The 24,970-nt window shown below is 71.1% G+C and carries 19 protein-coding genes and 1 riboswitch; of the genes, 14 read left to right on the forward strand and 5 right to left on the reverse strand.

The genetic code is table 11. The features are described from left to right. The first annotated feature begins 45 nt into the window (after window positions 1-45). Together metK and AB0M87_RS20145 are read left to right on the forward strand one after the other, a co-directional pair. Window positions 46-1,257: a methionine adenosyltransferase gene (gene metK, locus AB0M87_RS20140; protein ID WP_365854689.1), complete on the forward strand. Its 1,212-nt coding sequence runs from the start codon at window positions 46-48 to the stop codon at window positions 1,255-1,257. 141 nt (window positions 1,258-1,398) lie between these two features. Beyond that, entirely contained in the window at window positions 1,399-3,537 is a 2,139-nt protein-coding gene (locus AB0M87_RS20145; RefSeq protein ID WP_365854691.1) for a primosomal protein N', read from the forward strand. A 23-nt stretch (window positions 3,538-3,560) separates the two neighbouring features. On the opposite strand, the gene AB0M87_RS20150 is transcribed toward AB0M87_RS20145, so the two are convergent. Beyond that, window positions 3,561-4,115, reverse strand: a complete 555-nt coding sequence (locus AB0M87_RS20150; protein WP_365854693.1) for a hypothetical protein — start codon at window positions 4,113-4,115, stop codon at window positions 3,561-3,563. A 349-nt stretch (window positions 4,116-4,464) separates the two neighbouring features. Here AB0M87_RS20150 and fmt point away from each other — a divergent pair, with 349 nt between their 5' ends. The 9 genes from fmt to AB0M87_RS20195 all read left to right on the forward strand — a co-directional run bounded on the left by fmt (window position 4,465) and on the right by AB0M87_RS20195 (window position 15,618). Further along, window positions 4,465-5,397: a methionyl-tRNA formyltransferase gene (gene fmt / locus AB0M87_RS20155; protein ID WP_365854696.1), complete on the forward strand. Its 933-nt coding sequence runs from the start codon at window positions 4,465-4,467 to the stop codon at window positions 5,395-5,397. Between the two features lie 202 nt (window positions 5,398-5,599). Then, window positions 5,600-6,973 (forward strand): transcription antitermination factor NusB, encoded by a 1,374-nt coding sequence (locus tag AB0M87_RS20160; protein ID WP_365854823.1) that lies wholly within the window; start codon window positions 5,600-5,602, stop codon window positions 6,971-6,973. 156 nt (window positions 6,974-7,129) lie between these two features. Continuing rightward, a complete protein-coding gene (gene rpe, locus AB0M87_RS20165) occupies window positions 7,130-7,816 on the forward strand; it encodes a ribulose-phosphate 3-epimerase (protein ID WP_365854698.1) in 687 nt (228 codons plus the stop codon). Between the two features lie 109 nt (window positions 7,817-7,925). Continuing rightward, entirely contained in the window at window positions 7,926-8,942 is a 1,017-nt protein-coding gene (locus AB0M87_RS20170) for a sugar-binding domain-containing protein (RefSeq protein ID WP_365854825.1), read from the forward strand. A gap of 194 nt (window positions 8,943-9,136) precedes the next feature. Beyond that, a complete protein-coding gene (locus AB0M87_RS20175; RefSeq protein ID WP_365854700.1) occupies window positions 9,137-10,579 on the forward strand; it encodes a GuaB1 family IMP dehydrogenase-related protein in 1,443 nt (480 codons plus the stop codon). Between the two features lie 387 nt (window positions 10,580-10,966). After that, a complete protein-coding gene (locus AB0M87_RS20180) occupies window positions 10,967-12,394 on the forward strand; it encodes an amino acid permease (protein WP_365854828.1) in 1,428 nt (475 codons plus the stop codon). A gap of 19 nt (window positions 12,395-12,413) precedes the next feature. Beyond that, window positions 12,414-12,863, forward strand: a complete 450-nt coding sequence (locus AB0M87_RS20185) for an Lrp/AsnC family transcriptional regulator (RefSeq protein WP_365854830.1) — start codon at window positions 12,414-12,416, stop codon at window positions 12,861-12,863. Between the two features lie 174 nt (window positions 12,864-13,037). Beyond that, window positions 13,038-13,838, forward strand: coding sequence for a carbon-nitrogen hydrolase family protein (locus tag AB0M87_RS20190; RefSeq protein WP_365854702.1), 801 nt, complete (start codon window positions 13,038-13,040; stop codon window positions 13,836-13,838). A gap of 73 nt (window positions 13,839-13,911) precedes the next feature. Beyond that, the gene (locus AB0M87_RS20195) at window positions 13,912-15,618 is read left to right on the forward strand and encodes an NAD(P)/FAD-dependent oxidoreductase (RefSeq protein ID WP_365854704.1); all 1,707 of its coding nucleotides are present in this window, start codon (window positions 13,912-13,914) and stop codon (window positions 15,616-15,618) included. Between the two features lie 14 nt (window positions 15,619-15,632). On the opposite strand, the gene AB0M87_RS20200 is transcribed toward AB0M87_RS20195, so the two are convergent. The 3 genes from AB0M87_RS20200 to AB0M87_RS20210 all read right to left on the reverse strand — a co-directional run bounded on the left by AB0M87_RS20200 (window position 15,633) and on the right by AB0M87_RS20210 (window position 19,284). Continuing rightward, the gene (locus AB0M87_RS20200) at window positions 15,633-16,373 is read right to left on the reverse strand and encodes a DUF5995 family protein (protein ID WP_365854706.1); all 741 of its coding nucleotides are present in this window, start codon (window positions 16,371-16,373) and stop codon (window positions 15,633-15,635) included. 112 nt (window positions 16,374-16,485) lie between these two features. After that, the gene (locus tag AB0M87_RS20205) at window positions 16,486-17,760 is read right to left on the reverse strand and encodes a family 16 glycosylhydrolase (protein ID WP_365854708.1); all 1,275 of its coding nucleotides are present in this window, start codon (window positions 17,758-17,760) and stop codon (window positions 16,486-16,488) included. A 138-nt stretch (window positions 17,761-17,898) separates the two neighbouring features. Further along, on the reverse strand, window positions 17,899-19,284 hold the full coding sequence (locus AB0M87_RS20210) for a solute carrier family 23 protein (RefSeq protein ID WP_365854710.1): 1,386 nt from the start codon (window positions 19,282-19,284) through the stop codon (window positions 17,899-17,901). Window positions 19,285-19,541: 257 nt separating this feature from the next. Between AB0M87_RS20210 and AB0M87_RS20215 the strand changes: the two genes are divergently transcribed. Then, complete coding sequence (locus tag AB0M87_RS20215) at window positions 19,542-20,831, forward strand: alginate lyase family protein (RefSeq protein WP_365854712.1); 1,290 nt, start codon at window positions 19,542-19,544, stop codon at window positions 20,829-20,831. 122 nt (window positions 20,832-20,953) lie between these two features. Here AB0M87_RS20215 and AB0M87_RS20220 read toward each other — a convergent pair whose 3' ends face one another. Continuing rightward, complete coding sequence (locus AB0M87_RS20220) at window positions 20,954-22,171, reverse strand: MFS transporter (RefSeq protein ID WP_365854714.1); 1,218 nt, start codon at window positions 22,169-22,171, stop codon at window positions 20,954-20,956. A 120-nt stretch (window positions 22,172-22,291) separates the two neighbouring features. Here AB0M87_RS20220 and AB0M87_RS20225 point away from each other — a divergent pair, with 120 nt between their 5' ends. Beyond that, entirely contained in the window at window positions 22,292-23,464 is a 1,173-nt protein-coding gene (locus AB0M87_RS20225) for an ROK family transcriptional regulator (RefSeq protein ID WP_365854716.1), read from the forward strand. Between the two features lie 117 nt (window positions 23,465-23,581). After that, window positions 23,582-23,712, forward strand: a riboswitch (FMN riboswitch). Between the two features lie 207 nt (window positions 23,713-23,919). After that, the gene (ribD, locus tag AB0M87_RS20230; RefSeq protein ID WP_365854832.1) at window positions 23,920-24,966 is read left to right on the forward strand and encodes a bifunctional diaminohydroxyphosphoribosylaminopyrimidine deaminase/5-amino-6-(5-phosphoribosylamino)uracil reductase RibD; all 1,047 of its coding nucleotides are present in this window, start codon (window positions 23,920-23,922) and stop codon (window positions 24,964-24,966) included. The last annotated feature ends 4 nt before the right edge of the window (window positions 24,967-24,970 follow it).

Below are 24,970 nucleotides of genomic sequence, written 5' to 3' on the forward strand. Positions count from 1 at the left end.
TCCATCCATGATCAGCCAGCAGCCGCTGCAACCCCAGGGAGCGTTGTGTCCCGTCGTCTGTTCACCTCGGAGTCCGTCACCGAGGGCCACCCCGACAAGATCGCTGACCAGATCAGCGACACGATTCTCGACGCACTGCTGCGTGAGGACCCGACCTCCCGTGTCGCCGTGGAGACCTTGATCACCACAGGCCAGGTGCATGTGGCCGGTGAGGTCACCACCAAGGCTTACGCGCCGATCGCACAGCTCGTGCGCGACAAGATCCTCGACATCGGCTACGACTCCTCGAAGAAGGGCTTCGACGGCGCCTCCTGCGGCGTCTCGGTGTCCATCGGCGCGCAGTCCCCGGACATCGCCCAGGGCGTCGACACCGCCTACGAGAAGCGGGTCGAGGGCGATGAGGACGAGCTCGACAAGCAGGGCGCCGGCGACCAGGGCCTGATGTTCGGTTACGCGTGCGACGAGACGCCCGAGCTCATGCCGCTGCCGATCGACTTGGCCCACCGGCTTTCGCGCCGGCTGTCCGAGGTGCGCAAGAACGGCACCATCCCTTACCTGCGCCCCGACGGCAAGACCCAGGTCACCATCGAGTACGACGGTGACAAAGCGCTGCGCCTCGACACGGTCGTCGTCTCCTCGCAGCACGCGAGCGACATCGATCTGGAGTCGCTGCTCACTCCCGACATCCGTGAGTTCGTCGTCGAGCACGTCCTCAACCAGCTCATCGAGGACGGCATCAAGCTGGACACCGAGGGCTACCGGCTGCTGGTCAACCCGACGGGTCGCTTCGAGATCGGCGGCCCGATGGGCGACGCCGGCCTGACCGGCCGCAAGATCATCATCGACACCTACGGCGGCATGGCCCGGCACGGCGGCGGCGCCTTCTCGGGCAAGGACCCGTCGAAGGTGGACCGTTCCGCGGCGTACGCGATGCGCTGGGTCGCCAAGAACGTGGTGGCCGCGGGTCTCGCCTCGCGCTGCGAGGTCCAGGTCGCCTACGCGATCGGCAAGGCCGAGCCGGTCGGTCTGTTCGTCGAGACCTTCGGCACCGCCGCGGTCGACGTCGAGAAGATCGAGCAGGCCATCGGCGAGGTCTTCGACCTGCGCCCGGCCGCGATCATCCGCGACCTCGACCTGCTCCGGCCGATCTACGCCCAGACGGCGGCCTACGGGCACTTCGGCCGCGAGCTCCCCGACTTCACCTGGGAGCGCACCGACCGGGTGGACGCACTCCGTAAGGCCACCGGTCTCCTGTAGTACCGACCCCGGAGCACCGACTCCGGAGCACTCGAGCGGCACGGCCCCGGACCCGACGGTCCGGGGCTCCGTTCGTCTGCCCACCGGGCCCGCGAGGTCAGTGGGGCCGGTCTGTCAGTGGTGTCTGGTAGGAATTTGGCTGTGAGCAGCGAGAACGAACCGAACCCGGAACCGCGGCCGGCCGCGCCTCCGGAGCAGCTCGCGCTCATCCGGGAGACCGTGCGGACGGCCAAGGTGCCCCGGGCCAAGCCGAGGACCTGGCGAGGGGCCGCGCTCGCCAGGGAACGTCCGGTGGCGCGGGTCGTGGTGAACAAGGGCGTGCTCCACCTCGACCAATTCTTCGACTACGCGGTGCCGGAAGAGCTCGACGAGGCCGCCCAGCCCGGTGTGCGGGTGCGGGTGCGCTTCGGCGCGGGCAACCGCAACGTTCGGGACGGCCGGCGGGAGGGCGGCGGACTGATCGACGGCTTCCTCGTCGAACGGCGCTCCGATTCCGACTACTCGGGGCCGCTTGCCGCGCTCGCCGCAGTGGTGTCGCCGGAGCCGGTGCTCAGCCCCGAACTGCTGGGTCTCGCCCGGGCGGTCGCCGACCGCTACGCGGGCAGCCTCGCCGACGTACTGCAACTGGCCGTGCCACCGCGGAACGCCCGCGCCGAAGGCCGGCCGTCCCCGGAGCCGCTGGAGGCACCCGCGCCGCCGGAGCCGGGGACCTGGGGCCGCTATCCGCAGGGGCCGGCGTTCCTGCAGGCGCTGGCGTCGGGCGGGGCGCCGCGCGCCGTGTGGACGGCGCTGCCGGGGCCGCACTGGCCGCAGGAACTGGCGAGCGCCGTCCGGGCCGCACTGGCATCCGGACGCGGGGCGCTGGTGGTGGTCCCCGACGGACGGACGGCGGCGCGGGTGGACGCGGCTCTCACCGAGGCGCTGGGGGCCGGCCGGCACGCCCTGCTCACCGCCGAGGCAGGCCCCGAGAAGCGGTACCGGCAGTGGCTCGCGGTGCGGCGCGGAGCGGTGCGCGCCGTGGTGGGCACCCGCGCCGCGATGTTCGCGCCGGTCCGCGATCTCGGCCTGGTCGTCATCTGGGAGGACGGGGACTCCAGCCACAGCGAGCCGCACGCCCCGCTGCCGCACGCCCGCGAGGTGCTGCTGCTGCGGGCGGCGCACGACAGGTGCGGCTTCCTGCTCGGCAGCACCAGTTGCACCGTGGAGGCCGCCCAACTGGTGGAGAGCGGCTGGGCCGCGCCGCTGACCGCCGACCGGGAGCAGGTCCGGCTGGCGGCACCCGTGGTGCGCACCGTGGGGGACGTGGACCTGGCCCGGGACGAGGCGGCCCGCGCCGCGCGGTTGCCCAGCCTCGCCTGGCAGGCCGCGCGCGAAGGCCTGAAGAGCGGGCCGGTCCTGGTGCAGGTGCCCAGGCGCGGCTATGTGCCGCGCCTCGCCTGCGAGCGTTGCCGGACGCCCGCGCGGTGCGCGCACTGCTCAGGACCGCTGGAGGCGCCGGACGAAAAAGCGTTGCACTGCGGCTGGTGCGGACGCGATGCCACCGGCCGGCGCTGCGCCGAGTGCGGCCACGCGGGGCTGCGGGCCCAGGTCGTCGGGGCCCGGCGTACGGCGGAGGAGCTGGGCCGGTCGTTCCCCGCCGTGCCCGTGCGGACGTCGGGACGTGACCATGTGCTCGACACCGTGGACGCCCGGCCCGCCCTGGTGGTCAGCACCCCGGGCGCCGAACCGGTCGCCGAAGGTGGCTATGCGGCGGCTCTTCTGCTCGACGGCTGGGCCATGCTCGGGCGGCCCGATCTCCGGGCCGGCGAGGAGGCGTTGAGACGCTGGATCGATGCCGCCTCGCTGGTGCGCGGTCAGGGTGAGGGCGGCACGGTGGTGGTCGTCGCCGAGCCGACGCTGCGTCCCGTCCAGGCGCTGGTGCGCTGGGACCCGGTGGGACACGCGGTGCGAGAACTGGCCGAGCGGGCCGAGCTGGGTTTCCCGCCGGTCTCCCGGATGGCCGCGGTGTCCGGGCAGGCCGACACCCTGGAGGCCTTCCTGGCGACCGTGCAACTGCCTGCGGAAGCAGAGGTGTTGGGTCCGGTGGCAGTCCGGGACGCGCGCAGGCCCCGCGGGCCGGGCGACGCACCACCCGGCGAGCAGGGGCAGCGCGCTCTCATCAGGGTGCCGCCCGGCAGCGGCGCGGCGCTCGCCGCGGCACTGAAGACAGCGCAGGCGGCCCGGCTGGCGCGGGGCGGTGACCCGGTGCGGATCAGGGTGGATCCGCCGGAGATCGGCTGAAGCCGGTCCGTGGGGAAACCCGGTCAGCCGTTGCGGGGACCCGGAAAGGCACTGGGACGAGTCTCGTCACGCAGCGGCTGACCGCCCGGCGCCGGCTGCGGCGGCATCGAGCGTGCGGCGGGGACGGAAGGAATCCCCGGCGAGCCGGACAGCGGTGCGCTGTCCGCATCGGGGCATTCGGGCTCGCCGGAGCCGGTCGTCGGGCCGCCCGACGCGGTGGCCGCAGCGGTGGCCCGACGGGTGCCGTACCTGCGGTGTACGGCCTGTTTGGTGACCCCGAGCGCCGAACCCACCGCGTCCCACGAGAAGCCCAGCGAACGGTCGAAGTCCACCGCGGCCGTGACCAGGGTCTCGACGCTGTCCCGCAGCTCCTGGGCCAGCCGGACGGTGGGCGCGGGCGCCCTGCCGTAGACGACGAAGCCCGCCGAAGGGCCTGAGCGGCGCGGGCGGTACACATTGCCCAACTGGGCGGTCAGCGTACGAAGTGCGTCCACCTGTCGGCGGACCCGCTCGATGTCCCGCACCAACAGGTGGAGACTGGCCCGCGCTTGGGCGTCGTGGGATGCGTGGTCGGCCATGAACAAGCCTCTCGAACCGGCGTTGAAAAGGATCGGGCCGCATCTGCGGCCCCTGTCGTTACGGTCAATCTCTCTTGACCAACGCGCCACCCGCTGTCGGGGTCACGCTGCGGGGGCGTATGGGCATATGCGAGGGGCGCGCAGTGGTGCGTACGCCCCTGCGGCGCCGGCGGGCACCCGGTCAGCGGACGGCGGCGTAGTACCCTGTGGCCCTGCCCCTGGTCAGCGGTCAGGGCTTGGCTGTCATGAGGCGTTGCGGAGCCGAGTGAGAAGCCGCCCCGTTCGCGGGGCGGAGGAGTCACGGACTGGTGCGCTGCTGGAATCCCGTACCGGCTTGAGAGGCCCTCAGATGAAGCTCGTCCTCGCAGGCACCCCCGAGGTCGCCGTACCCGCACTGGATGCCCTGATCGCTTCCGACCGGCACGAGGTGGCCGCCGTCGTCACCCGCCCCGACGCACCTGCGGGCCGCGGTCGCAGACTGGTCGCGAGCCCCGTCGCAGAGCGCGCGCAGGAGGCCGGCATCGAGGTGCTGAAACCCGTCAGGCCGCGGGACGAGGACTTCCTGGCCCGCCTGCGCGAGATCGGTCCCGACTGCTGCCCGGTCGTGGCCTACGGCGCGCTGCTGCCCAGGGGCGCCCTGGACATCCCGCCCCGCGGCTGGGTCAATCTGCACTTCTCGCTGCTGCCCGCCTGGCGCGGGGCGGCGCCCGTGCAGCATGCCATCATCTCCGGCGACGAGGTCACCGGCGCCTCGACCTTCCTGATCGAGGAAGGCCTCGATTCCGGCCCGGTGTACGGGGTGGTGACGGAGGACGTACGCCCCACCGACACCAGCGGTGATCTGCTCACCCGGCTGGCCTTCGCGGGCTCCGGACTGCTCGTCGCCACCATGGACGGCATCGAGGACGGCACCCTGCACGCCGTCCCGCAGCCGGCCGACGGTGTCTCGCTGGCCCCGAAGATCAGTGTCGAGGACGCCCAGGTGGACTGGAAGGCCCCGGCCCTCGGGGTGGACCGGCTGGTGCGCGGCTGCACCCCTGCGCCCGGCGCGTGGACGGTCTTCCGCGGCGAACGGCTCAAGCTGATCGGTCTGACCCCGGTCGGCGACCACACCGGTCTCGCCCCCGGCGAGCTGTCCGTCGCCAAGAACAACGTCTACGCGGGCACCGGCTCGCACGCCGTGGAACTGCGCTGGGTCCAGCCCCAGGGCAAGAAGCCGATGCCGGCCGCCGACTGGGCGCGCGGGGTGCGGATCGCGGCGGGGGAGCAGCTCGGCGGGTAGCTCCCGGCGGACACCCCCTGCGGCGGGCGAGCGCCCGCGGTGTCGGACGTAGGCTGGCAGGGTTCGCCCTTCTCACCATCAGCGGAGCACCTTTCACGTGACCGACCAGCCGCGCCGCCGCCCCGGCCAGCAGCCGAAACACCCGTCGAAGCGCCGGACCGACCACCCGTCGAAGCCGTACCGCAGGCCGCAGAAGGATCCCGTGCGGATCCTCGCCTTCGAGGCACTGCGGGCGGTCGACGACCGGGACGCGTACGCCAACCTCGTGCTCCCGCCGCTGCTGAAGAAGGCGCGGGAGAACCCGCAGTTCGACGGACGGGACGCGGCGCTGGCGACCGAGCTGGTCTACGGCACGCTGCGCAGGCAGGGCACCTACGACGCGATCATCTCGGCGTGCATCGACCGGCCGCTGCGGCAGGTCGATCCGCCGGTGCTCGATGTGCTGGCGCTGGGCGTGCACCAGCTGCTGGGGACCCGCATCCCCACGCACGCCGCGGTCTCGGCCAGTGTGGAGCTGGCCAGGGTGGTACTCGGCGACGGACGGTCGAAGTTCGTCAACGCGGTACTGCGCAAGGTCGCGGCCGACGACCTCGAGGGGTGGCTGGAGCGGGTCGCACCGCCCTACGACGAGGACGCCGAGGACCATCTGGCCGTGGTGCACTCGCACCCCCGCTGGATCGTCTCCACGCTGTGGGACTCGCTCGGCGGCGGCCGGGCCGGCATCGAGGACCTGCTGGAGGCGGACAACGAACGGCCCGAGGTGACGCTGGTCGCCCGGCCGGGACGGGCCACGACGGACGAGCTGATCGAGGCGGTCGGTGAGGAATCGGCGCTGCCGGGACGCTGGTCGCCGTACGCGGTACGGCTGGCGGAGGGCGGCGAACCCGGCGCCGTCGACGCGGTGCGGGACGGCCGGGCCGGCGTCCAGGACGAGGGAAGCCAGCTGGTCGCCGTGGCCCTCGCCAACGCTCCGCTGGAAGGTCGTGACGAGCGCTGGCTCGACGGCTGCGCGGGCCCCGGTGGCAAGGCCGCGATGTTGGCCGCGCTCGCCGCACAGCGTGGTGCCTCGTTGCTGGCCGCCGAGAAGCAGCCGCACCGGGCCCGTCTCGTCGAGCGGACCCTGGCCGGCAACCCCGGCCCGTACCAGGTGGTCGCGGCGGACGGCACCCGGCCGCCGTGGCTGCCCGGCTCTTTCGACCGGGTGCTGATGGACGTGCCGTGCACCGGCCTCGGCGCACTGCGGCGCAGGCCGGAGGCGCGCTGGCGGCGGCGCCCGGAGGATCTGGAAGGCTTCGCACCGCTGCAGCGCGGCCTGCTGCGGGAGGCACTCGCCGCGGTGCGCGTCGGCGGCGTCGTCGGGTACGCGACCTGCTCGCCGCACCTCGCCGAGACCCGGGTGGTGGTCGACGACGTACTCAGGGGGCGCGGCGGCGAGCCGATCGAAGCGGAGTGGATCGATGTCCGGCCGCTGATGCCCGGGGTGCCCGCGGTGGGAGAGGGCCCCGACGTACAGCTGTGGCCGCATCTGCACGGTACGGACGCCATGTACCTCGCGCTGCTGCGGCGAACGGCCTGATTCTTCCGGCCCGCCCGGCTCCAGGGAGGAACACCGGAGCCTTCCGGTGTACCGACGGGACGAGAAACGCCGGGATTGCGCGGTGTGTACGCATCCCCGTGGACCTCGGTCCCCACCGTGGCGGGCAACCGCGCCGGTCCATGGCAGGCTTGGGGCATGGCCGTGCAGATCAACCCCAGCATCCTGTCCGCCGACTTCTCGCGCCTCGCCGAGGAAGCGAAGGCCGTCGAAGGCGCCGACTGGCTCCATGTCGACGTGATGGACAACCACTTCGTCCCCAACCTGACGCTCGGCGTCCCGGTGGTGGAAGCCCTCAGCCGGGCGACGGACACCCCGCTCGACTGCCACCTGATGATCGAGGACGCGGACCGCTGGGCCCCGCAGTACGTCGAGGCGGGCGCCGGCTCCGTCACCTTCCACGCCGAGGCCGCTGCCGCCCCGGTACGACTGGCGCGCGAGATCAGGGCGAAGGGCGCTCGCGCCTCCATGGGCCTGAAGCCGGCGACCCCCATCGAGCCCTACGAGGATCTGCTTCCCGAGCTCGACATGCTGCTGATCATGACGGTGGAGCCCGGCTTCGGGGGGCAGTCCTTCCTCGACATCATGCTGCCGAAGATCCGTCGTACGCGTGAGCTGATCTCCAAGCACGGACTGGAGCTGTGGCTGCAGGTCGACGGCGGGGTGTCCGCATCGACCATCGAACGGTGTGCGGAGGCCGGCGCGGACGTCTTCGTCGCGGGCTCCGCCGTGTACGGCGCGGAGGACCCTGCGGCAGCCGTCCGCATGCTGAGGCATCAGGCGAAGGAGACCACCGCCACGGCGGCCTGGTCATGCGGCCACTGAGCTGCCGGCAGATGAACGGAGCCCTTCCGGGCTGATCAAGATGTGCCGGATCTGACAGGATGGTTGATCCGGGGAGCAAAACAGCAGTGAGGAGATCGCGGTGTCTGGTATGTCGTCGGGCAGACCGGCCCTGCGGATGGGACCCGCGGAGCTGGTACAGGCGGCGGCCATGGCGCGCCGCTTCTACCTGGAGGGCAAATCCAAGATCCAGATCGCGGAGGAGTTCGGCGTCAGCCGCTTCAAGGTCGCACGGGTCCTGGAGACCGCTCTCGAGCGCGATCTGGTACGGATCGAGATCCGTGTCCCCGCGGAACTGGACGCGGAGCGTTCGGACGCCCTCCGCGCGCGCTACGGGCTGCGCCACGCCGTCGTGGTCGAGTCCCCGGCCGACGCAGCGGACGACGCGCCCGACCCGGAGAACCTGGGTGAGGTGGCGGCCGATCTGCTGGGCGAGCTGGTGGCCGAGGGCGATGTGCTCGGCCTGGCCTGGGGCCGGTCCACCATCCACATGGCAGCGGCACTGAGCAGCCTGCCGCCCTGCACGGTCGTCCAGCTCACCGGTGTCTACGACGCGGGGACCGCCGAACGCGGCTCCGTCGAGGCCGTGCGGCGCGCCGCCCAGGTGTCCGGGGGAGAGGCGCACCCCATTTACGCCCCGATGCTGCTGCCCGACCCGGCGACTGCCGCCGCGCTGCGCAACCAGACCGGGATCGCCCGCGCCTTCGAGTACTTCGACAAGGTCACCGTGGCCGCCGTGTCCATCGGCTCCTGGGAGCCCGGCATCTCCACCGTCCACGACATGCTCAGCGACAAGGAACGGGAGCACTACGCCTCGCTCGGTGTCGCCGCGGAGATGTCCGCCCACCTCTTCGATGCCCAGGGGCGGCGGGTCGGACGGGACCTCGGCGAGCGGTGCATCACCGTCGAGGCCGACCGGCTGCGCCGAATCCCCGAGGTGGTGGCGATCGCGGGCGGCCAGCGCAAGGCCGCGGCGATCGGAGCCGTGCTCAAGTCCGGTCTGGTCACCAGCCTGGTCACCGACACGGCTGCCGCCGACATCCTGCTGACCGAAACGGGGCCCGGGCCGCGCCGGGCGCTGGACCGGGCCGACCCCGACGGAAGCTGACACTTCCCGGGCCTTGGAGGAAGACACCAGCACCACGCCCGGGACTCCGTCAAAAGGTCCAGAGCGAGCGGCGCGGCTCGCCAGAGCGCGGCATCATCGGCGATGATGGCCTAGGAGCCGCAGCCTGATCCCTTGCTGGACGGCGCTGACTTCCCGCCCGCCCATTCTGTAAAACCGCAGGTGAGAGAGTTAGCATGCGTTTCCTCAATGGCCTGAGCCCCTCCTACGACCTCACGTATGACGACGTTTTCATGGTGCCGAGCCGCTCCGCGGTCGGCTCCCGGCTGGCCGTCGATCTCGCCGCTCCGGACGGCACCGGCACCACCATCCCGCTGGTCGTCGCGAACATGACCGCCATCGCCGGCCGGCGGATGGCGGAGACGGTCGCCCGCCGCGGCGGGCTCGTCGTCGTTCCGCAGGACATCCCGATCGATGTCGTCACCGAGGTGATCTCGTGGGTGAAGACCCGGCACCTGGTGCTGGACACCCCGATCGTGCTGGCTCCCTCCCAGACCGTGGCCGACGCTCTGTCGCTGCTGCCCAAGCGGGCGCACAACGCCGGAGTCGTCGTCGACGATGCGGGCAGGCCGGTCGGGGTCGTCACCGACGAGGACCTGGCCGGCGTGGACCGCTTCACCCAGCTCTCCGAGGTCATGTCGAGGGATCTGCTGCTGCTCGACGCGGACATCGACCCGCGGGAGGCCTTCAACCGGCTCGACGGGGCAAACCGCCGCTACGCCCCCGCGGTCGACGCGGACGGCAAGCTGGCCGGCATCCTGACCCGTAAGGGCGCGCTGCGCGCCACCCTGTACACGCCGGCCGTGGACGCGAAGGGCAGGCTGCGCATCGCCGCCGCCGTCGGTATCAACGGAGACGTCGCGGGCAAGGCCAAGCAGCTTCTCGACGCGGGCACCGACACCATCGTGGTGGACACCGCGCACGGACACCAGGAGTCGATGATCGCCGCCGTCAAGGCGGTCCGTGCGCTCGACCCCGCGGTGCCGATCGTGGCAGGCAACATCGTGGCCGCCGACGGGGTGCGTGATCTCATCGAGGCCGGCGCCGACATCATCAAGGTCGGTGTGGGCCCCGGTGCCATGTGCACCACCCGGATGATGACCGGTGTCGGCCGCCCGCAGTTCTCCGCAGTGCTCGAATGTGCCACCGAGGCACGGAAGTTCGGCAAGCACGTCTGGGCCGACGGTGGTGTCAGGCACCCGCGTGATGTCGCCATGGCGCTGGCCGCCGGTGCGTCGAACGTCATGATCGGCTCCTGGTTCGCCGGTACGTACGAGTCGCCCGGCGATCTCCAGCAGTCCGCCGACGGCCGCTGGTACAAGGAGTCGTTCGGCATGGCGTCGGCCCGGGCCGTCCGGAACCGAACGAGCGAGGACTCGGCCTACGACCGGGCCCGCAAGGGACTGTTCGAGGAGGGCATCTCCACGTCGCGGATGTTCCTCGACCCGGCGCGCCCGGGCGTCGAGGACCTGATCGACTCGATCATCGCCGGCGTCCGCTCCTCGTGCACCTACGCCGGCGCCAACTCCCTGGAGGAGTTCGCCGAGCGGGCCGTCGTCGGCGTGCAGAGCGCCGCCGGATACGCCGAGGGTATGCCGCTGCACGCCAGTTGGGGCTGACCGTCCCGCCACCCGTCCGATGCCGGCCCCCGCAGGTGTGCGGGGGCCGGCTCGGTTGATACGGCGGACAACGATCGGCCGTCCGCTCCGTGCCTGCGCAACGATCGTGCGCCGATGCGCAAGATTGATGCATTACGGGCACACTCACCCACCTCGTAGGGTCTTGCGCAGTACGTGGAGTGGCGGGGACCGCCTGCTCGGCGGTCCCCCACCTGCGGGTTGCCTGCGACATCGGCATGCGCGCGGTCGGTGTCCGCTGCGGGTCCTTGTCGCCGGACCGGCAGCGATCAAGGAGCCACCTCAGTGTTGGATCAGGGCACAGCGCCATCCGCCGCGCAGGACGCGGTCGCCCCACAACGGACCCCTGTCGGCTTCGGCGCCCGCCTGGTGCGCCGCAAGCCGGTCGAGCTCCTCGTCGCCGAGGGGGGCCAGGGCCAGGGCGGCTCGCTGCGGCGCTCCCTCGGCATGTGGCAGCTGACGATGATCAGCATCGGCGCGACTCTGGGCACCGGCATCTTCGTGGTGCTCGGCGAGGCCGTACCGAAGGCCGGACCCGCCGTGGTCATCTCGTTCGTCATCGCCGGAATCACCGCGCTGTTCTCAGCCCTGTCGTACGCGGAGCTGGCGGGCACCATCCCGGTTTCCGGGTCCTCCTACTCCTACGCGTACGCGACGCTCGGTGAACTCGTCGCCTGGGTCTGCGGTTGGTGCCTGATCCTGGAGTACGGCGTGTCCGTCGCGGCCGTGGCCGTCGGCTGGGGGCAGTACCTCAACGAACTGCTCGACGGCACCATCGGCGTCACCATTCCCGCCGCGCTCGCCAATCCGCCCGGCGACGGCGGGGTGTTCAACCTCCCGGCGCTGCTCGTCGTCCTGCTCTGCATGGCCTTCCTGCTGGGCGGCGCCCGGGAGAGCGCCCGGGTGAACACCATCATGGTGGGCGTGAAGATCGTGGCCCTGCTGCTCTTCTGTGCGGTCGCGTTCACCGGCATCCGGGCGGGCAACTACCGGCCCTTCATGCCGCTGGGTATCGGTGGTGTCAGCGCCGCCGGCGCCACCCTGTTCTTCTCGTACATCGGATTCGACGCCGCGTCCACCGCGGGCGAGGAGGCCAAGAACCCCAAGCGCGACCTGCCGCGCGCGATCATGCTCTCGCTGCTGATCGTCACGGCGCTGTACGTCCTGGTCGCGGCCATCGCGGTCGGTGCGATGCCCTGGAAGGGCTTCCAGGGATCGGAGGCCGCGCTCGCCGGGATCATGAAGGACGTCACCGGTCAGAGCTTCTGGGCCGTCCTGCTCGCGGCCGGTGCAGTGGTCGCCATCGCCAGTGTCGTGCTGACCGTGCTGTACGGGCAGACCCGCATCCTCTTCGCGATGTCCCGCGACGGGCTCGTACCGAAGGTCTTCTCCCGGGTCCACGCGCCCACCGGCGTGCCGCGCACCAACACCGTCGTCGTGTCCCTCTTCTGTGGCGTCCTCGCCGCCGCCATTCCGCTCGGCCAGCTGGCCGACGCCACCAGCATCGGCACCCTCTTCGCGTTCGGCCTGGTCAATGTCGCGGTCATCGTGCTGCGCCGGACCCGCCCGGACATGCACCGGACGTTCCGGGTACCGCTCGCGCCGGTATTTCCGGCGATCGGCTTCCTGCTGTGCGTGTACATGATGGGCAGCCTCTCCCTCGTCACCTGGTTGGTCTTCGGAGGCTGGATGATCGTCGGGCTCGTGTTCTACTTCGGATACGGGATGCGCAGGTCCCGGCTCGGCCGCGAGGACCTGCCCGCCCGGGAAGCCCCGCAGGCACCAGCAGAGAAGTGAACCAGCCGCAGTGCGACAGATGAACGACCTCGACCAGCGCATCGTGCACGCCCTCGCCCAGGACGCGCGACGCTCCTATGCCGACATCGGTACGGAGGTCGGCCTGTCCGCGCCCGCCGTCAAGCGGCGGGTGGACAGGCTGCGTGCCGAGGGGGCCATCACCGGATTCACCGTCCGGGTGGACCCGGCGGCTCTCGGCTGGAAGACCGAGGGGTTCATCGAGATCTACTGCCGCCGGAACACCTCCCCCGAGTCGATCCACCGCGGCCTCTCCCGCTACCCGGAAGTAGCCTCCGCGTCCACCGTCACCGGCGACGCGGACGCCATGGTCCAGGTCTTCGCCTCCGACATGCGCCATTTCGAGCGGGTGCTGGAACGGATCGCGGGGGAGCCGTTCGTGGAACGTACGAGGTCGGTCCTGGTGCTCTCACCGCTGCTGCGCCGGTTCGGGTCCGGCGCGCCCGCCTGAGGCAGTCGTGGCGGGCCCGCGCAACGAATCGACGCGGAGGCCGCACAACGCGCAATGAATGCGGCTCGGCTGCGCAACGGTGGCGGCTTGTCCGGCCGGGGGCCCGCCCCGTAGCGTCGAAACGTCTCCTCCCCCCTCGTGTCACCTCCCGCCCGTCTCAGCTGAAGAGGTCCCATGGCGCCGCTGCGCACCGCGCTGTACCAAGGCCCCGCCGGCGTCCCCGACACCCCCTCGGTCACCCTGGCCGCGTTGGCCGGAGCCGCCCGGCGCGCCGCCGATGAGGGCGCCCGGCTGCTGCTCACCAACGAGCTGTATCTCACCGGCTACGCGCTCGGTGCCACCGTCCTGGAGCGCGCCGAGCACGCGGACGGTCCCGGCGCCGAAGCCGTTGCCGCCATCGCCGCCGAACACGGCCTCGCCATCGGCTACGGCTACCCGGAACGCGAGCGCGACGCCGTCTTCAATGCCCTGCAGCTGTTCGGTCCGGACGGTGCCCGGCTGGCGAACTACCGAAAGACCCATCTCTTCGGCGCCTTCGAGACCACCTACTTCACGCCCGGCGACGAGCCCGTCGTGCAGGCCGACCTCGACGGCCTGCGCCTGGGCCTGCTGATCTGTTATGACGTGGAGTTCCCGGAACCCGTGCGGGCGCACGCCCTGGCGGGTACCGAACTGCTGCTCGCGCCGACCGCGCTGATGCGCCCGTACGAGATCGTTCCGCAGACGATCGTCCCGGCCCGCGCCTGGGAGAGCCAGCTCTACATCGCCTACGCCAACCGCAGCGGCACCGAGGGTGAGTTCACCTTCGCGGGCATGAGCTGCGTCGCCGCGCCCGACGGGACCGTACGCGCGCGGGCCGGCGCGGGCGAGGAGCTGGTGATCGCCGACGTCGACCCGGGCTGCCTGCGGGCGTCCCGCGCCGAGAACACCTATCTGAACGACCGCCGCCCCGAGCTGTACACCACGCTCGTCTGAAGCCCCGGAAGCGCCGTACTTCCCCGGCGGACGCAAGCCCCCAGCCACCCTTGCCAGTAGGAGAGTTCAGCCGATGACGTCCACGGTGCCCCCCGCCGTCCACGACGAGCAGCACGCCGAGGCCCAGGCCGAGCCGCCGATCACCATGTTCGGACCGGACTTCCCGTACGCGTACGACGACTACCTGGCCCATCCGGCCGGTCTCGGTCAGATACCCGCGACCGAGCACGGCGCCGAGGTCGCGGTCATCGGCGGCGGCCTGTCCGGCGTCGTCACCGCCTACGAGCTGATGAAGATGGGTCTCAAGCCCGTCGTCTACGAGGCGGACAGGGTCGGCGGCCGGCTCCGGACCGTCGGCTTCGAGGGCTGTGACGAGAGCCTGACGGCGGAGATGGGCGCCATGCGCTTCCCGCCGTGCTCCACCGCGCTGCAGCACTACATCGACCTGGTGGGCCTGGAGACCAAGCCGTTCCCCAACCCGCTCGCCGCGGACACCCCGTCGACCGTCGTCGACCTGAAGGGTGAATCGCACTACGCCACTTCGGTGGACGACCTGCCCGACGTCTACCACCAGGTCATGCATGCCTGGAACGCCTGTCTGGAGGACGGCGCCGACTTCTCCGACATGCAGCGGGCCATCCGCGAACGCGACATCCCCACGATCCGCACGATCTGGGCGCAGCTCGTCGAGAAGCTCGACAACCAGACCTTCTACGGCTTCCTCTGCGACTCCCCGTCCTTCACATCGTTCCGGCACCGGGAGATCTTCGGCCAGGTCGGCTTCGGTACCGGTGGCTGGGACACCGACTTCCCGAACTCGATCCTGGAGATCCTGCGCGTCGTCTACACCGGCGCGGACGACGATCACCGCGGCATCGTCGGCGGCAGCCAGCAGCTCCCGCTGCGGCTCTGGACACGCGAGCCGCAGAAGCTCGTCCACTGGGAGCGGGGCACCTCGCTCTCCTCGCTGCACGGCGGTGAGCCGCGCCCGGCCGTGACCCGGCTGCACCGCACCGCGGGAAACCGGATCACCGTGACGGACACGGACGGAGACATCCGTACGTACCGCGCGGTGGTGTTCACCGCGCAGTCGTGGATGCTGCTCTCCAAGATCACCTGCGACGACTCGCTGTTCCCCATCGACCACTGGACGGCGATGGAGCGCACGCACTACATGGAGTCGTCGAAGCTGTTCGTGCCCGTGGACCGGCCGTTCTGGCTGGACAAGGACGAGGAAACCGGCCGGGACACCATGAGCATGACGCTCACCGACCGGATGACCCGCGGCACGTATCTGCTGGACGACGGGCCGGACAAGCCCGCCACCATCTGCCTCTCGTACACCTGGTGCGACGACAGCCTGAAGTGGCTGCCGCTCTCCGCGAACGAGCGGATGGAGGTCATGCTCAAGTCGCTGGGCGAGATCTACCCGAAGGTCGACATCCGCCGCCATGTCATCGGCAACCCGGTCACCGTCTCCTGGGAGAACGAGCCCTACTTCATGGGCGCCTTCAAGGCCAACCTGCCCGGTCACTACCGCTATCAGCGGCGGTTGTTCACCCACTTCATGCAGGACCGGCTGCCGGAGGACAAGCGCGGGATCTTCCTCGCCGGAGATGACATCTCCTGGACGGCCGGCTGGGCCGAGGGCGCCGTGCAGACAGCGCTCAACGCCGTGTGGGGTGTGATGACCCAGTTCGGCGGGGCGGCGGACGCGACGAACCCCGGGCCGGGGGACGTCTTCGACGACATCGCGCCGATCGAGCTGCCCGAGGACTGACCGGGCCGGAGAAATCAGCGCAACGGCGTGAGCAGGTACCGTCCGAGAAGGCCGATCCCGGAGTCCATCCGGTCTCTGAACTCCTCGGCCAGCTGGGGCAGTCCGCGCAGGCCCCAGAGGATCCGCGCCGCCGACCAGGCGGCGTCCCTGGCCCGCTCCAGGCTCCAGGACCCGAGCAGGTGGGTGAGGGGGTCGGCGATCTCCAGGAGATCCGGGCCGGGCATCAGGTCCTCGCGGACCCGTTCCTCCAGCAGCACCAGGACGTCGCCGACCCGGTCGAATTCCCCTTCGAGTTCGGCCGGGTCGCAGCCGAGCAGGTGACAGCTGTCCACCACGGCGAGCGCCAGATCATGACCGATGTGGGCGTTGATCCCGGCCAGTGCGAACTGCAGCGGACGGACCCCCGGATGGTGCCGGTACTGGAAGAGCGGCCGCCAGCAGGCGGGCGGCCGCCGTCCCTCGGCCGCCGCTTCCACCGCGGCGAGATAGCGCTCCGCGAACAGCACATCCAGGGTTTCCGCCGAGCGGCGGCAGCCGAACTCCCGGACGTCGATGCGCCGGCCGAGCTCCTCGGTGACCGTCAGGTAGACCTGGTTGAAGACGGCGACACCGTCCGCGGGTGGCCAGGACGCGCGGAAGGCACGCATCCGGGCCACCACCCTGTCGACCGACAGCTCACCGAGGACCGTCGGCCCCCGGAGTACCGTCGGCTCCCCGAGGCCGGTTCGCGTCGCGGGACGTTCCGTCTTCGCCATGCGCACAGCCTGGCAGCACTCCGGCGCCCACGGGTGGCGTGACGCCCGTACTTCCTCAGAACGGGGGAAGCCGGCCGTCCGCGGCGCGGAGCGGCCGACTGCCGGTGGGTGCTCAGCCGGCCATCCGCCACTTCTGGTTGGCGCCTCCGGTGCAGTCCCAGATCTGCAGCCTGGTACCGTCGGCCGAGCTGTTGCCGGTCGCGTCGAGGCACTTGTTCGCGGCCGGATTGACGATGTCGTGTGCGGCGGTGAGGGTCCATTTCTGGGCGCCGGTGCCGTTGCAGTCGTAGAGCTGCACGGGGGTGCCGTTGGCGGTGCCCGCCGCGGTGACGTCCAGGCACTTGCCGAGCGCGCGCAGGGTCCCGTCCGAGCCGGCCGTCCAGGACTGGGCGGCGTTTCCGTTGCAGTTGTGGAGCTGGATGGGGGTGCCGTTGGCGCTGCTCGCCCCCGCCACGTCGACGCACATGCCGCCGATGCCGGTGATGGGGTGGGCGGTTCCGCCGCCCGAGCTGTCGCCGGTGGTGACGTGGACGTAGTCGACGACCAGTTGCTGCGGGAAGGAGGTGTTGCCGTCCGGGTCGCCCGGCCAGTAGCCGCCCACGGCCAGGTTCATGATGAGGTAGAAGGGATGGTCGAACACCCAGCGGTTACCGTTCAGATCGGCGGGTGTACGCGTCTCGTAGACCTGGCCGTCGACGGACCAGGAGATCGAGCCGGGCGCCCAGTCGACGGCGAAGGTGTGAAAGCCGTCGGAGAAGCTCTGGCCGTTCGGCAGGGTGTATCCGGCGCCGATGCCACCCGAACCGGAGTAGCCGGGACCGTGGATCGTGCCGTGCACGCTGCCGGGTTCGAAGCCGACGTTCTCCATGACGTCGATCTCACCGCTGTTCGGCCACCCGGCGGTCCCGATGTCGTTGCCGAGCATCCAGAACGCGGGCCACATGCCCTGGCCGCGCGGGAGTTTCATCCGGGTCTCGAAGTGGCCGTAGGCCTGGGTGAACTTCGTCGGCGTGGAGAGTCGCGCCGAGGTGTACTGACAGGTGCCGTACCAGCACTGGTAGTTGGCCGGGTTCTCCTTGCGGGCGGTGATGACCAGGTTGCCCTGTCCGTCCAGAGCGGCGTTGTGGGTGCCGCTCGTGTAGTACTCCCGCTCGTGGTTGTTGACGTTGTCACCGGTCTCGTAGCCCCACTTGGAGCTGTCGACGGCGCTGCCCGCGGGACCGTTGAAGTCATCGGTGAACGTGGCGGTCGCCGCGGCGGGGGCGACACCGGGGGAGTGCGCCGTATGCGCGGACGCGGCCTGCGGCAGCCAACTACCGAGCAGCAGCGCGGCCGATGCGAGCAGAGTGAGCGGGCGGATACGTCTGTGGGGGGCTGAAGCCGACATGCCGGACTCCTTGGTCGGGACCCATCGGAAGGTCATGCACCTGTCATCCAGTGCTTACCTCATGGCTTAGTTCACGGCTCGATTTAATGGCCGCGGTGAGGAGGCGTCAACACTTCCGGCACAGGTCCGTACCAAAAACTACCGCGGCTCCCGCGGCCCCTGGTCGTACGAGGAGGTCCCGGCGTCGAGCAGTGGTGCCTCTCGCGTCAGATGCGACGGGGCCAGCGCTCGCAGCGCGTGATAGCCGCTGAGCACGATCAGGGTGCCGAGGGCGATGCCGCTGAGCTCGAAATCGTCCGTGAACTTCAGGCTCACATTGCCGATGCCGATGATCAGACCGGCGGCGACGGGTGCCAGATGCAGCGGATTGGCGAGGTCGACGCGGGCGCGGATCCAGATCTGGGCGCCGAGAAGCCCGATCATGCCGTAGAGGATGACCGTGATCCCGCCGAGTACGCCGCCCGGAATCGCGGCGACGACGGCGCCGAACTTCGGGCAGAGGCCGAAGAGGACGGCAAAGCCGGCCGCGCACCAGTAGGCGGCGGTGGAGTAGATGCGGGTGGCCGCCATCACACCGATGTTCTCGGCATACGTGGTGGTCGCCGGGCCGCCGACGGCGGTGGAGAGAACGGTGGCCGCGCCGTCGGCCATGATCGCACCGCCGAGCCGGTCGTCGAGCGGATCGCCGGTCATCTCACCGACAGCCTTGACGTGCCCGGCGTTCTCGGCGATCAGTGCGACCACGACGGGCAGGGCCACCAGCACGGCCGAGAGCGAGAAGCTCGGGGCGTGGAACGAGGGAAGACCGATCCACTGCGCATGGCTCACTCCGGAGAGGTCGAGCCGCCAGTGGTCGGTGGCGGGCCCCGCCCCGGTGGCCGAGTGGATCCGGCCGAAGATCCGGTCGAAGAGCCAGGAGATCCCATAGCCGAAGACCAGCCCGAGGAAGATCGCCACCCGGGACCAGAAACCGCGGAGCACCACCAGGGCGAAACCGGTGAAGAGCATGGTGAGCAGCGCGGTCCACTGGTCCTGCGGCCAGTAGGTCCCCGCTGTCACCGGAGCCAGGTTGAAGCCGATCAGCATGACGACGGCGCCGGTGACGGCAGGCGGCAGCACCGCGTGGATGATGCGCGCGCCGAGCGCCCGGACGGCCGCTCCGCACAGGAAGAGCAACGCGCCGACGACCAGCAGGGCTCCGGTGAGCGTGGCGATGTCGCCGCCCTGTGTCTTGATGACCGCGGCCACCCCGACGAAGGACAGGCTGCTGCCGAGGTAGCTCGGGATGCGGCCGCGGGTGGCGAGCAGAAAGAAGACGGTGGCCACGCCGGAGGCCATCACGGCGAGGTTGGGATCCAGGCCCATCAGGACCGGCGCGACGAAACAGGCGCCGATCATGGAAACCACGTGCTGGGCGCCGAGTCCCGCGGTGCGCCCCCAGGTGAGCCGCTCGCCCGGTTTGACGACTTCGCCGGGTGCGAGGCTCTTGCCGTCGCCGTGCAGCTTCCACCCGAAGCCCGCCATGGTCCTGCTCCTCATGCTCTGTGCTGCCGGGGCCCCGCCCCGGAGCGGGTGCTCCCGCCGGCCTACGCCATCCGGCGTACGCCGGGTCATGTTATGCGGAACCGGAGCATCCCCTTTTCGGGGCCCACCACCGGCTCCTCTCAGCTCGGGGTTCCATCCGTGAATCGTGCGCGGGGCATTGTCAGGCAGGGCAGCCACCCCTACGCTCGCACGGTCTCGTTTATGAACTCTGTTCATGTATCTGATGGGAGCATTCCATGGGTGGAAGACCCCGACGGTGTCTGAGTGTGCTGATCGCCGCGGCGGCGACCCTCGCCGCTGTCCTCGTTCCCGCTGCATCCTCTGACGCGACGACTCACCACGGTGTCGCTCCGAAAGTCCCCAGGACCTCCGTGATCGACGGCCGTCGGCTCCAGCAAGCACGTATTCGCCTCGACCACGGCGACCCCGAGCTCCGCCGAGCCGTCACCTCACTCACCGCTGCGGCGGACAGCTGGCTCGGGCAGGGGCCGTGGACGGTGACCGACAAACCTCAGCCGGCGCCGGGCGGCGACCCGCACGACTATCTGAGCCAGGCCCCCTACTGGTGGCCCTCCCAGCCGAAGACCGCGAGCAATCCGTGGGGCTGCCCGTATGTCCAGCGGGACGGCGAACGCAACCCCGAGGTCGACACCGGCACGGACCGTCCCGACATCGGAAAGGTCTTCAACTCCGTCACCACCCTCAGCCTGGCCTGGTACTACACCGGCAGGAAGGCGTACGCCGAACACGCCGCCGAGATACTGCGCACCTGGTTCGTCGCCCCGGCGACCAGGATGAACCCGAATCTCGACCATGGGCAGTTCATCCCCTGCAAGTACGACGGCAGGGCGATCGGCATCATCGACTTCTCACAGCAGTTCACCAGCGTCCTCGACGCCATCGCGGTACTCGACACCGGCGCGCCCGGCTGGACGAGGAGTGACCGCACCGGCATGAGTAACTGGAACAAGGACTTCCTCGGCTGGCTGGTGAACTCCGACTTCGGCAAGCAGGAGTCGGCGGCGGAGAACAACCACGGCACGTTCATGGACATGCAGGTCGCCGGACTCGCGCTCGCCACCGGGGACAAGGCCCTGGCCCGCAAGGTGGTCCTGGACGCCCGCGCCAAACGGATCGATCCGCAGATCGCCGCGGACGGCACACAGCCCCAGGAACTGGCTCGCACCCGGAGCTGGCACTACTCCACCTTCGATCTGGTCGCTTACACCCGGCTCGCCGCCATCGGCAGCCATGTCGGGGTCGATCTGTGGGCCTATCGCGGACCACAGGGTCAGAGCCTGTTCAAGGCGGTCGACTATCTGCTGCCCGCCGCGACGGGCGCGGCCGCCTGGCCGTATCCGGAGCTCGAGTTCTACCGGTACGCGGCGAGTGACATCGTGCACGCGGCCGCGGACGCGGGCGACGGCAGGGCCCGCGCGGCGGTTCCGGAGTTGCAGGCGCCACCGGGCGGCGACCTGTGGGCACTGCGGCCCGCTGCCGAGCAACTCGACTCGATCGCGGGATGAACCGGCTGGATCGCCGGCTGAACCGGTAGGGCTGATCCGCCGGACCGGACGGCCGACGGGTGGTGGCGTCCAGCTCACCGGGACGCCGCCGCCCGGCCATGCGCCCCGGGAAGAGGATTGCCTCAGGGGCGCAGACCGGGGACTTCCGCGCCGGCCGGGCTGCCCTGCGCTGCCTTGCTTCCGGCGGCCGGGCGAAGTACGCCCGCCCCCAGCACCAGGCCGAACGCCAGCACGGTCACCAGGACGAAGGACTGCACCAGGGAGGTCGCGTTGGCGATCCCGCCGATCGCCGACGGCGCCACGAGCCCGGAGGTGTAGGTGATGGTGGCGACACCCGCGATGGCCTGACTCGGACGGGACCCGATCCGGCCGGCCGCCGCGAACGCCAGGGGTACGACCACCGCCACGCCGAGGCCGATCAGCGCGAAACCGGCCATGGCGGCCGGTGCGTTGGGCGCCAGCACGACCAGCAGCCCGCCGAGCGTCGCGAGCACGCCGCCGGCCCGCACGGTCCGCACCGCGCCGAAGTGGTCAACCACCCGGTCGCCGGCGAGCCGGGCCAGGGCCATGGTCAGGGAGAAGGCAGTGGTGGAAGCGGCGGCCAGGCCCGGCGAGGTGTCCAGGGTGTCCCGCAGGAAGACCGCCGACCAGTCGAGGCTGCCGCCCTCGGCGAAGACCGCGCAGAACCCGACCGCGCCGATGATCAGCGCCGACCGCGGCGGCAGCGCGAACCGCGGGGGCGCGGCCCCGCCCGGAGCACCCTGCACATCGAGCACGTTCCGGCATGCCACGAAACCCAGCACGGTGAGGATCACGGCGGCCGCGCAGTGATGCACCCGGCTGTCGGTGCCGAAGTGGGCGGCCGCCGTGCCGGCCGCAGATCCCAGCAGCGCGCCCGCGCTCCACATACCGTGCAGCCCCGACATGATCGACCGGCCCAGACGGTTCTCGGTCTCGACGCCCAGCGCGTTCATCGCCACGTCCGACATGCCCGCCGTGGCGCCGTAGACGAAAAGCGCCGCACAGAGTGTGAGCAGATTCGGCGAGAAGGCGGGCAGCGCCAGCGCCAGTGTCCACAGCGCGAGCAGCCCGCTGAGCGCCCGGCGCGCACCGAAGCGGTGGGTGATCGCACCGGACACCGGCATCAGCAGGACCGAACCGATGGCCGGAAAGGCCAGGGCGAGGCCGAGCTGCCCGGCGCTGACCCCGGCGTGTTCCTGGATCCACGGGATACGGGTGGCGAAACTGCCGGTGACGGCGCCATGCACGCAGAACACCGCGGCCAGTGCGTACCGCCCCCGCTTCAGCGTCTGCTGGCTGAAGCCTGTTCCGCCGGTCATGCGCCCTCCCCGGGTCTCGTGGTCACGGTCCCGTTCTCCTGGCTTCGCTGGGCCGGACCCTGACGCGGCAGAAAACTATCAGGTAACCTGCCTGATAAATAGATCTGGAAGGATCCCGGCATGCCCGCATCCTCGAGCACCGCCCGGGCCATCAACGACCGGATCGCCCTCCACCTCCTCCGGGACGAAGGGCCGTTGACGGCAGGTCAGCTGAAGACGCTCACCGGTCTCTCGCGCCCGAGCGTCGCCGATCTCGTGGAGCGCCTGCAGGGCGCCGGGCTCATCACGGTGGTCGGCGAGTCGGGTGCCAGGCGCCGCGGTCCGAACGCCCGGCTCTACGGCATCGTGGCCGACCGGGCGCACCTGGCCGCCCTCGACGTACGGACCGGAAGCGTCACCGTCGTCGTGACCGACCTGCTCGGCGTCACCCTCGCCGAGGCGACGCTGCCGATCGGCCGGAACACCGGTACCGGGCCCGCCGTCGAGCAGGCGGTCGCGCTGCTCGAACGCACGGTGCACGCGGCAGGCGCGTCCCGGCTGCACAGCGTCGGCATCGGTGCCCCGGGACTCATCGACCCGGTGACCGGCGAACTGCGAGCCACCACCGGGCTGCCCGCCTGGCACCGCAAGTTCGTCCTCGCTCTCCAGCAACGGCTGCCCGCCACGGTGCTGGTGGAGAACGAGACCAACCTCGCGGCCATCGCCGAACAGCGCAGCGGAGCCGCCCGCGGGCTCGGCACGTTCGTCCTGCTCTGGCTCGGCCACGGCGTGGGGGCTGCCGTCGTACTGGAGGGCAGGATCCGCCGTGGGGCCTCGGGCGGCGCCGGTGAACTCGGGTTCCTCCCGGTGCCCGGCTCGGGCGGGCTGCCGTCGGCCACCCGCTGCGATGACGGATTTCACGCCCTGGTGGGCAGCGCGGGGATCTGCGTGCTCGGCGCCGAGCACGGTATCGACGCCGTCCCCGCCGCGCAGGAACCGGCCGCCGCGGCCCTGGTGCGGACCGCGCCGTCCGCCGGGGAGCCGGGTGAGCGTTTCCTGGACGAACTCGCCACCCGTATCGCGGTGGGCGTCGCGGCGGTGGCGGCCGTGCTCGACCCCGGATGCGTGGTGCTCGCAGGCGAGGTCGGAGAGGCCGGCGGCGCGGCGCTCGCCACCCGGGTCGGCGCCCACCTGGCGCGGCTCTCGCCCCTGAACACGGAGGTCCGGGCCGGCATCCTGGGCGGTGGTGCGGTACTGCGCGGCGCGCTGTTGACGGCGCGGGACGCCGCTCAGGACGAGCTGTTCAGCGGCTGAGAGGCGACGCGGCCGGGAGAGGACGGCGAGCCGTTGGGCGCGCGTCTGTGAGCCACCCCACAGTGGTCGCCCGCATGGCCGATGGTCGAACGTGGCAGACTTACCCTGTACCAGTAGCAGCGCACTCCGGGGTCGGTGTAATTCCGAACCGGCGGTTATAGTCCGCGACCCGTCCGCATCCAGCGGCCGGTTGACCAGGTGAAATTCCTGGACCGACGGTGAAAGTCCGGATGGGAGGCAGTGCGCGGCGGGCCGTATGGGTACGCCGTTGTCGGTGACATGTCCAAGGATGTGACTCGCCTTTCACATCGGCGCCCCGTGTGTTCCCGCTCTCTGTCGTCATCGACAGGCCCCGGAGTCCGTGCCCGAAGAGGCAGGAGGACCCGGTGGCCACCGTGGACGCGGCATCCGTGCACGCAGCATCCGCAGACACGTCATCCGTGCACGCGAGCACCATGCGCCGGGCCGTCGAGCTCGCCGCCCGCGGACTCGGCTCCACCAGCCCCAATCCGATCGTCGGCTGCGTCATCCTCGATGCCGCGGGCGAGATCGTGGGCGAAGGCTTCCACCAGCGGGCCGGCGGCCCGCACGCCGAGGTGAACGCCCTCGCGGCAGCAGGTGAGCGAGCCGGTGGCGGCACCGCGTACGTCACTCTCGAACCCTGCAACCACACCGGCCGCACCGGCCCCTGCGCCCGGGCGCTCATCGACGCAGGCCTCGCCCGCGTCGTCTACGCGGTGGACGACCCGAACCCGCAGGCCACCGGAGGCGCCGACACCCTGCGCGCGGCCGGGGTCGACGTGACGGCCGGGGTCCTCACCGCCGAGGCCGAAGCGGGCAACGCCGCCTGGCTCACCTCCGTACGCCTCGGCCGACCCCACGTCACCTGGAAGTACGCGGCCTCCCTGGACGGCCGCATCGCGGCGGCCGATCGCTCCAGCCGGTGGATCACCTCGCCCGAGTCCCGCGCCGACGTCCACCGGCTGCGCGCCGAGTCGGACGCGGTCGTCGTCGGATCGGGCACCGCCCGCACGGACGACCCGCATCTCGCCGTACGCGGCGTCGAAGGCGTCGCCCAGCCGCTGCGGGTGGTCGTCGACACCCGGGCCACGGCCGTCCGACCGGGCGCACGCGTCCTCGACGACGCGGCACCGACCCTGATCGCGGTCGCCGCCGACGTACCCACGGACCTGCCCGACGTCGTACGCCTGCCACGCCGGGCCGGCGGGCTCGACATCCCGGCACTGCTCGCGGCGCTCCACGAGCGCGGCGTCCGCTCGGTCCTCCTCGAGGGCGGACCGACCCTGGCCGGGGCCTTCGTCGCGGCCGGAGCCGTTGACCGGGTCGTCGGCTATCTCGCCCCCGTACTCATCGGCGCGGGCCCCGCCGCACTCGCCGATGCCGGAATCACCACCATCACCGAAGCGTTGCGCCTCACGATCACCGAGACCGTACGCATCGGCCCCGATCTGCGGATCACCGCCACTCCTGAGGAGCGCTGAGCGC

This window comes from Streptomyces sp. NPDC051320 (assembly GCF_040682175.1).
GTDB lineage: Bacteria > Actinomycetota > Actinomycetes > Streptomycetales > Streptomycetaceae > Streptomyces.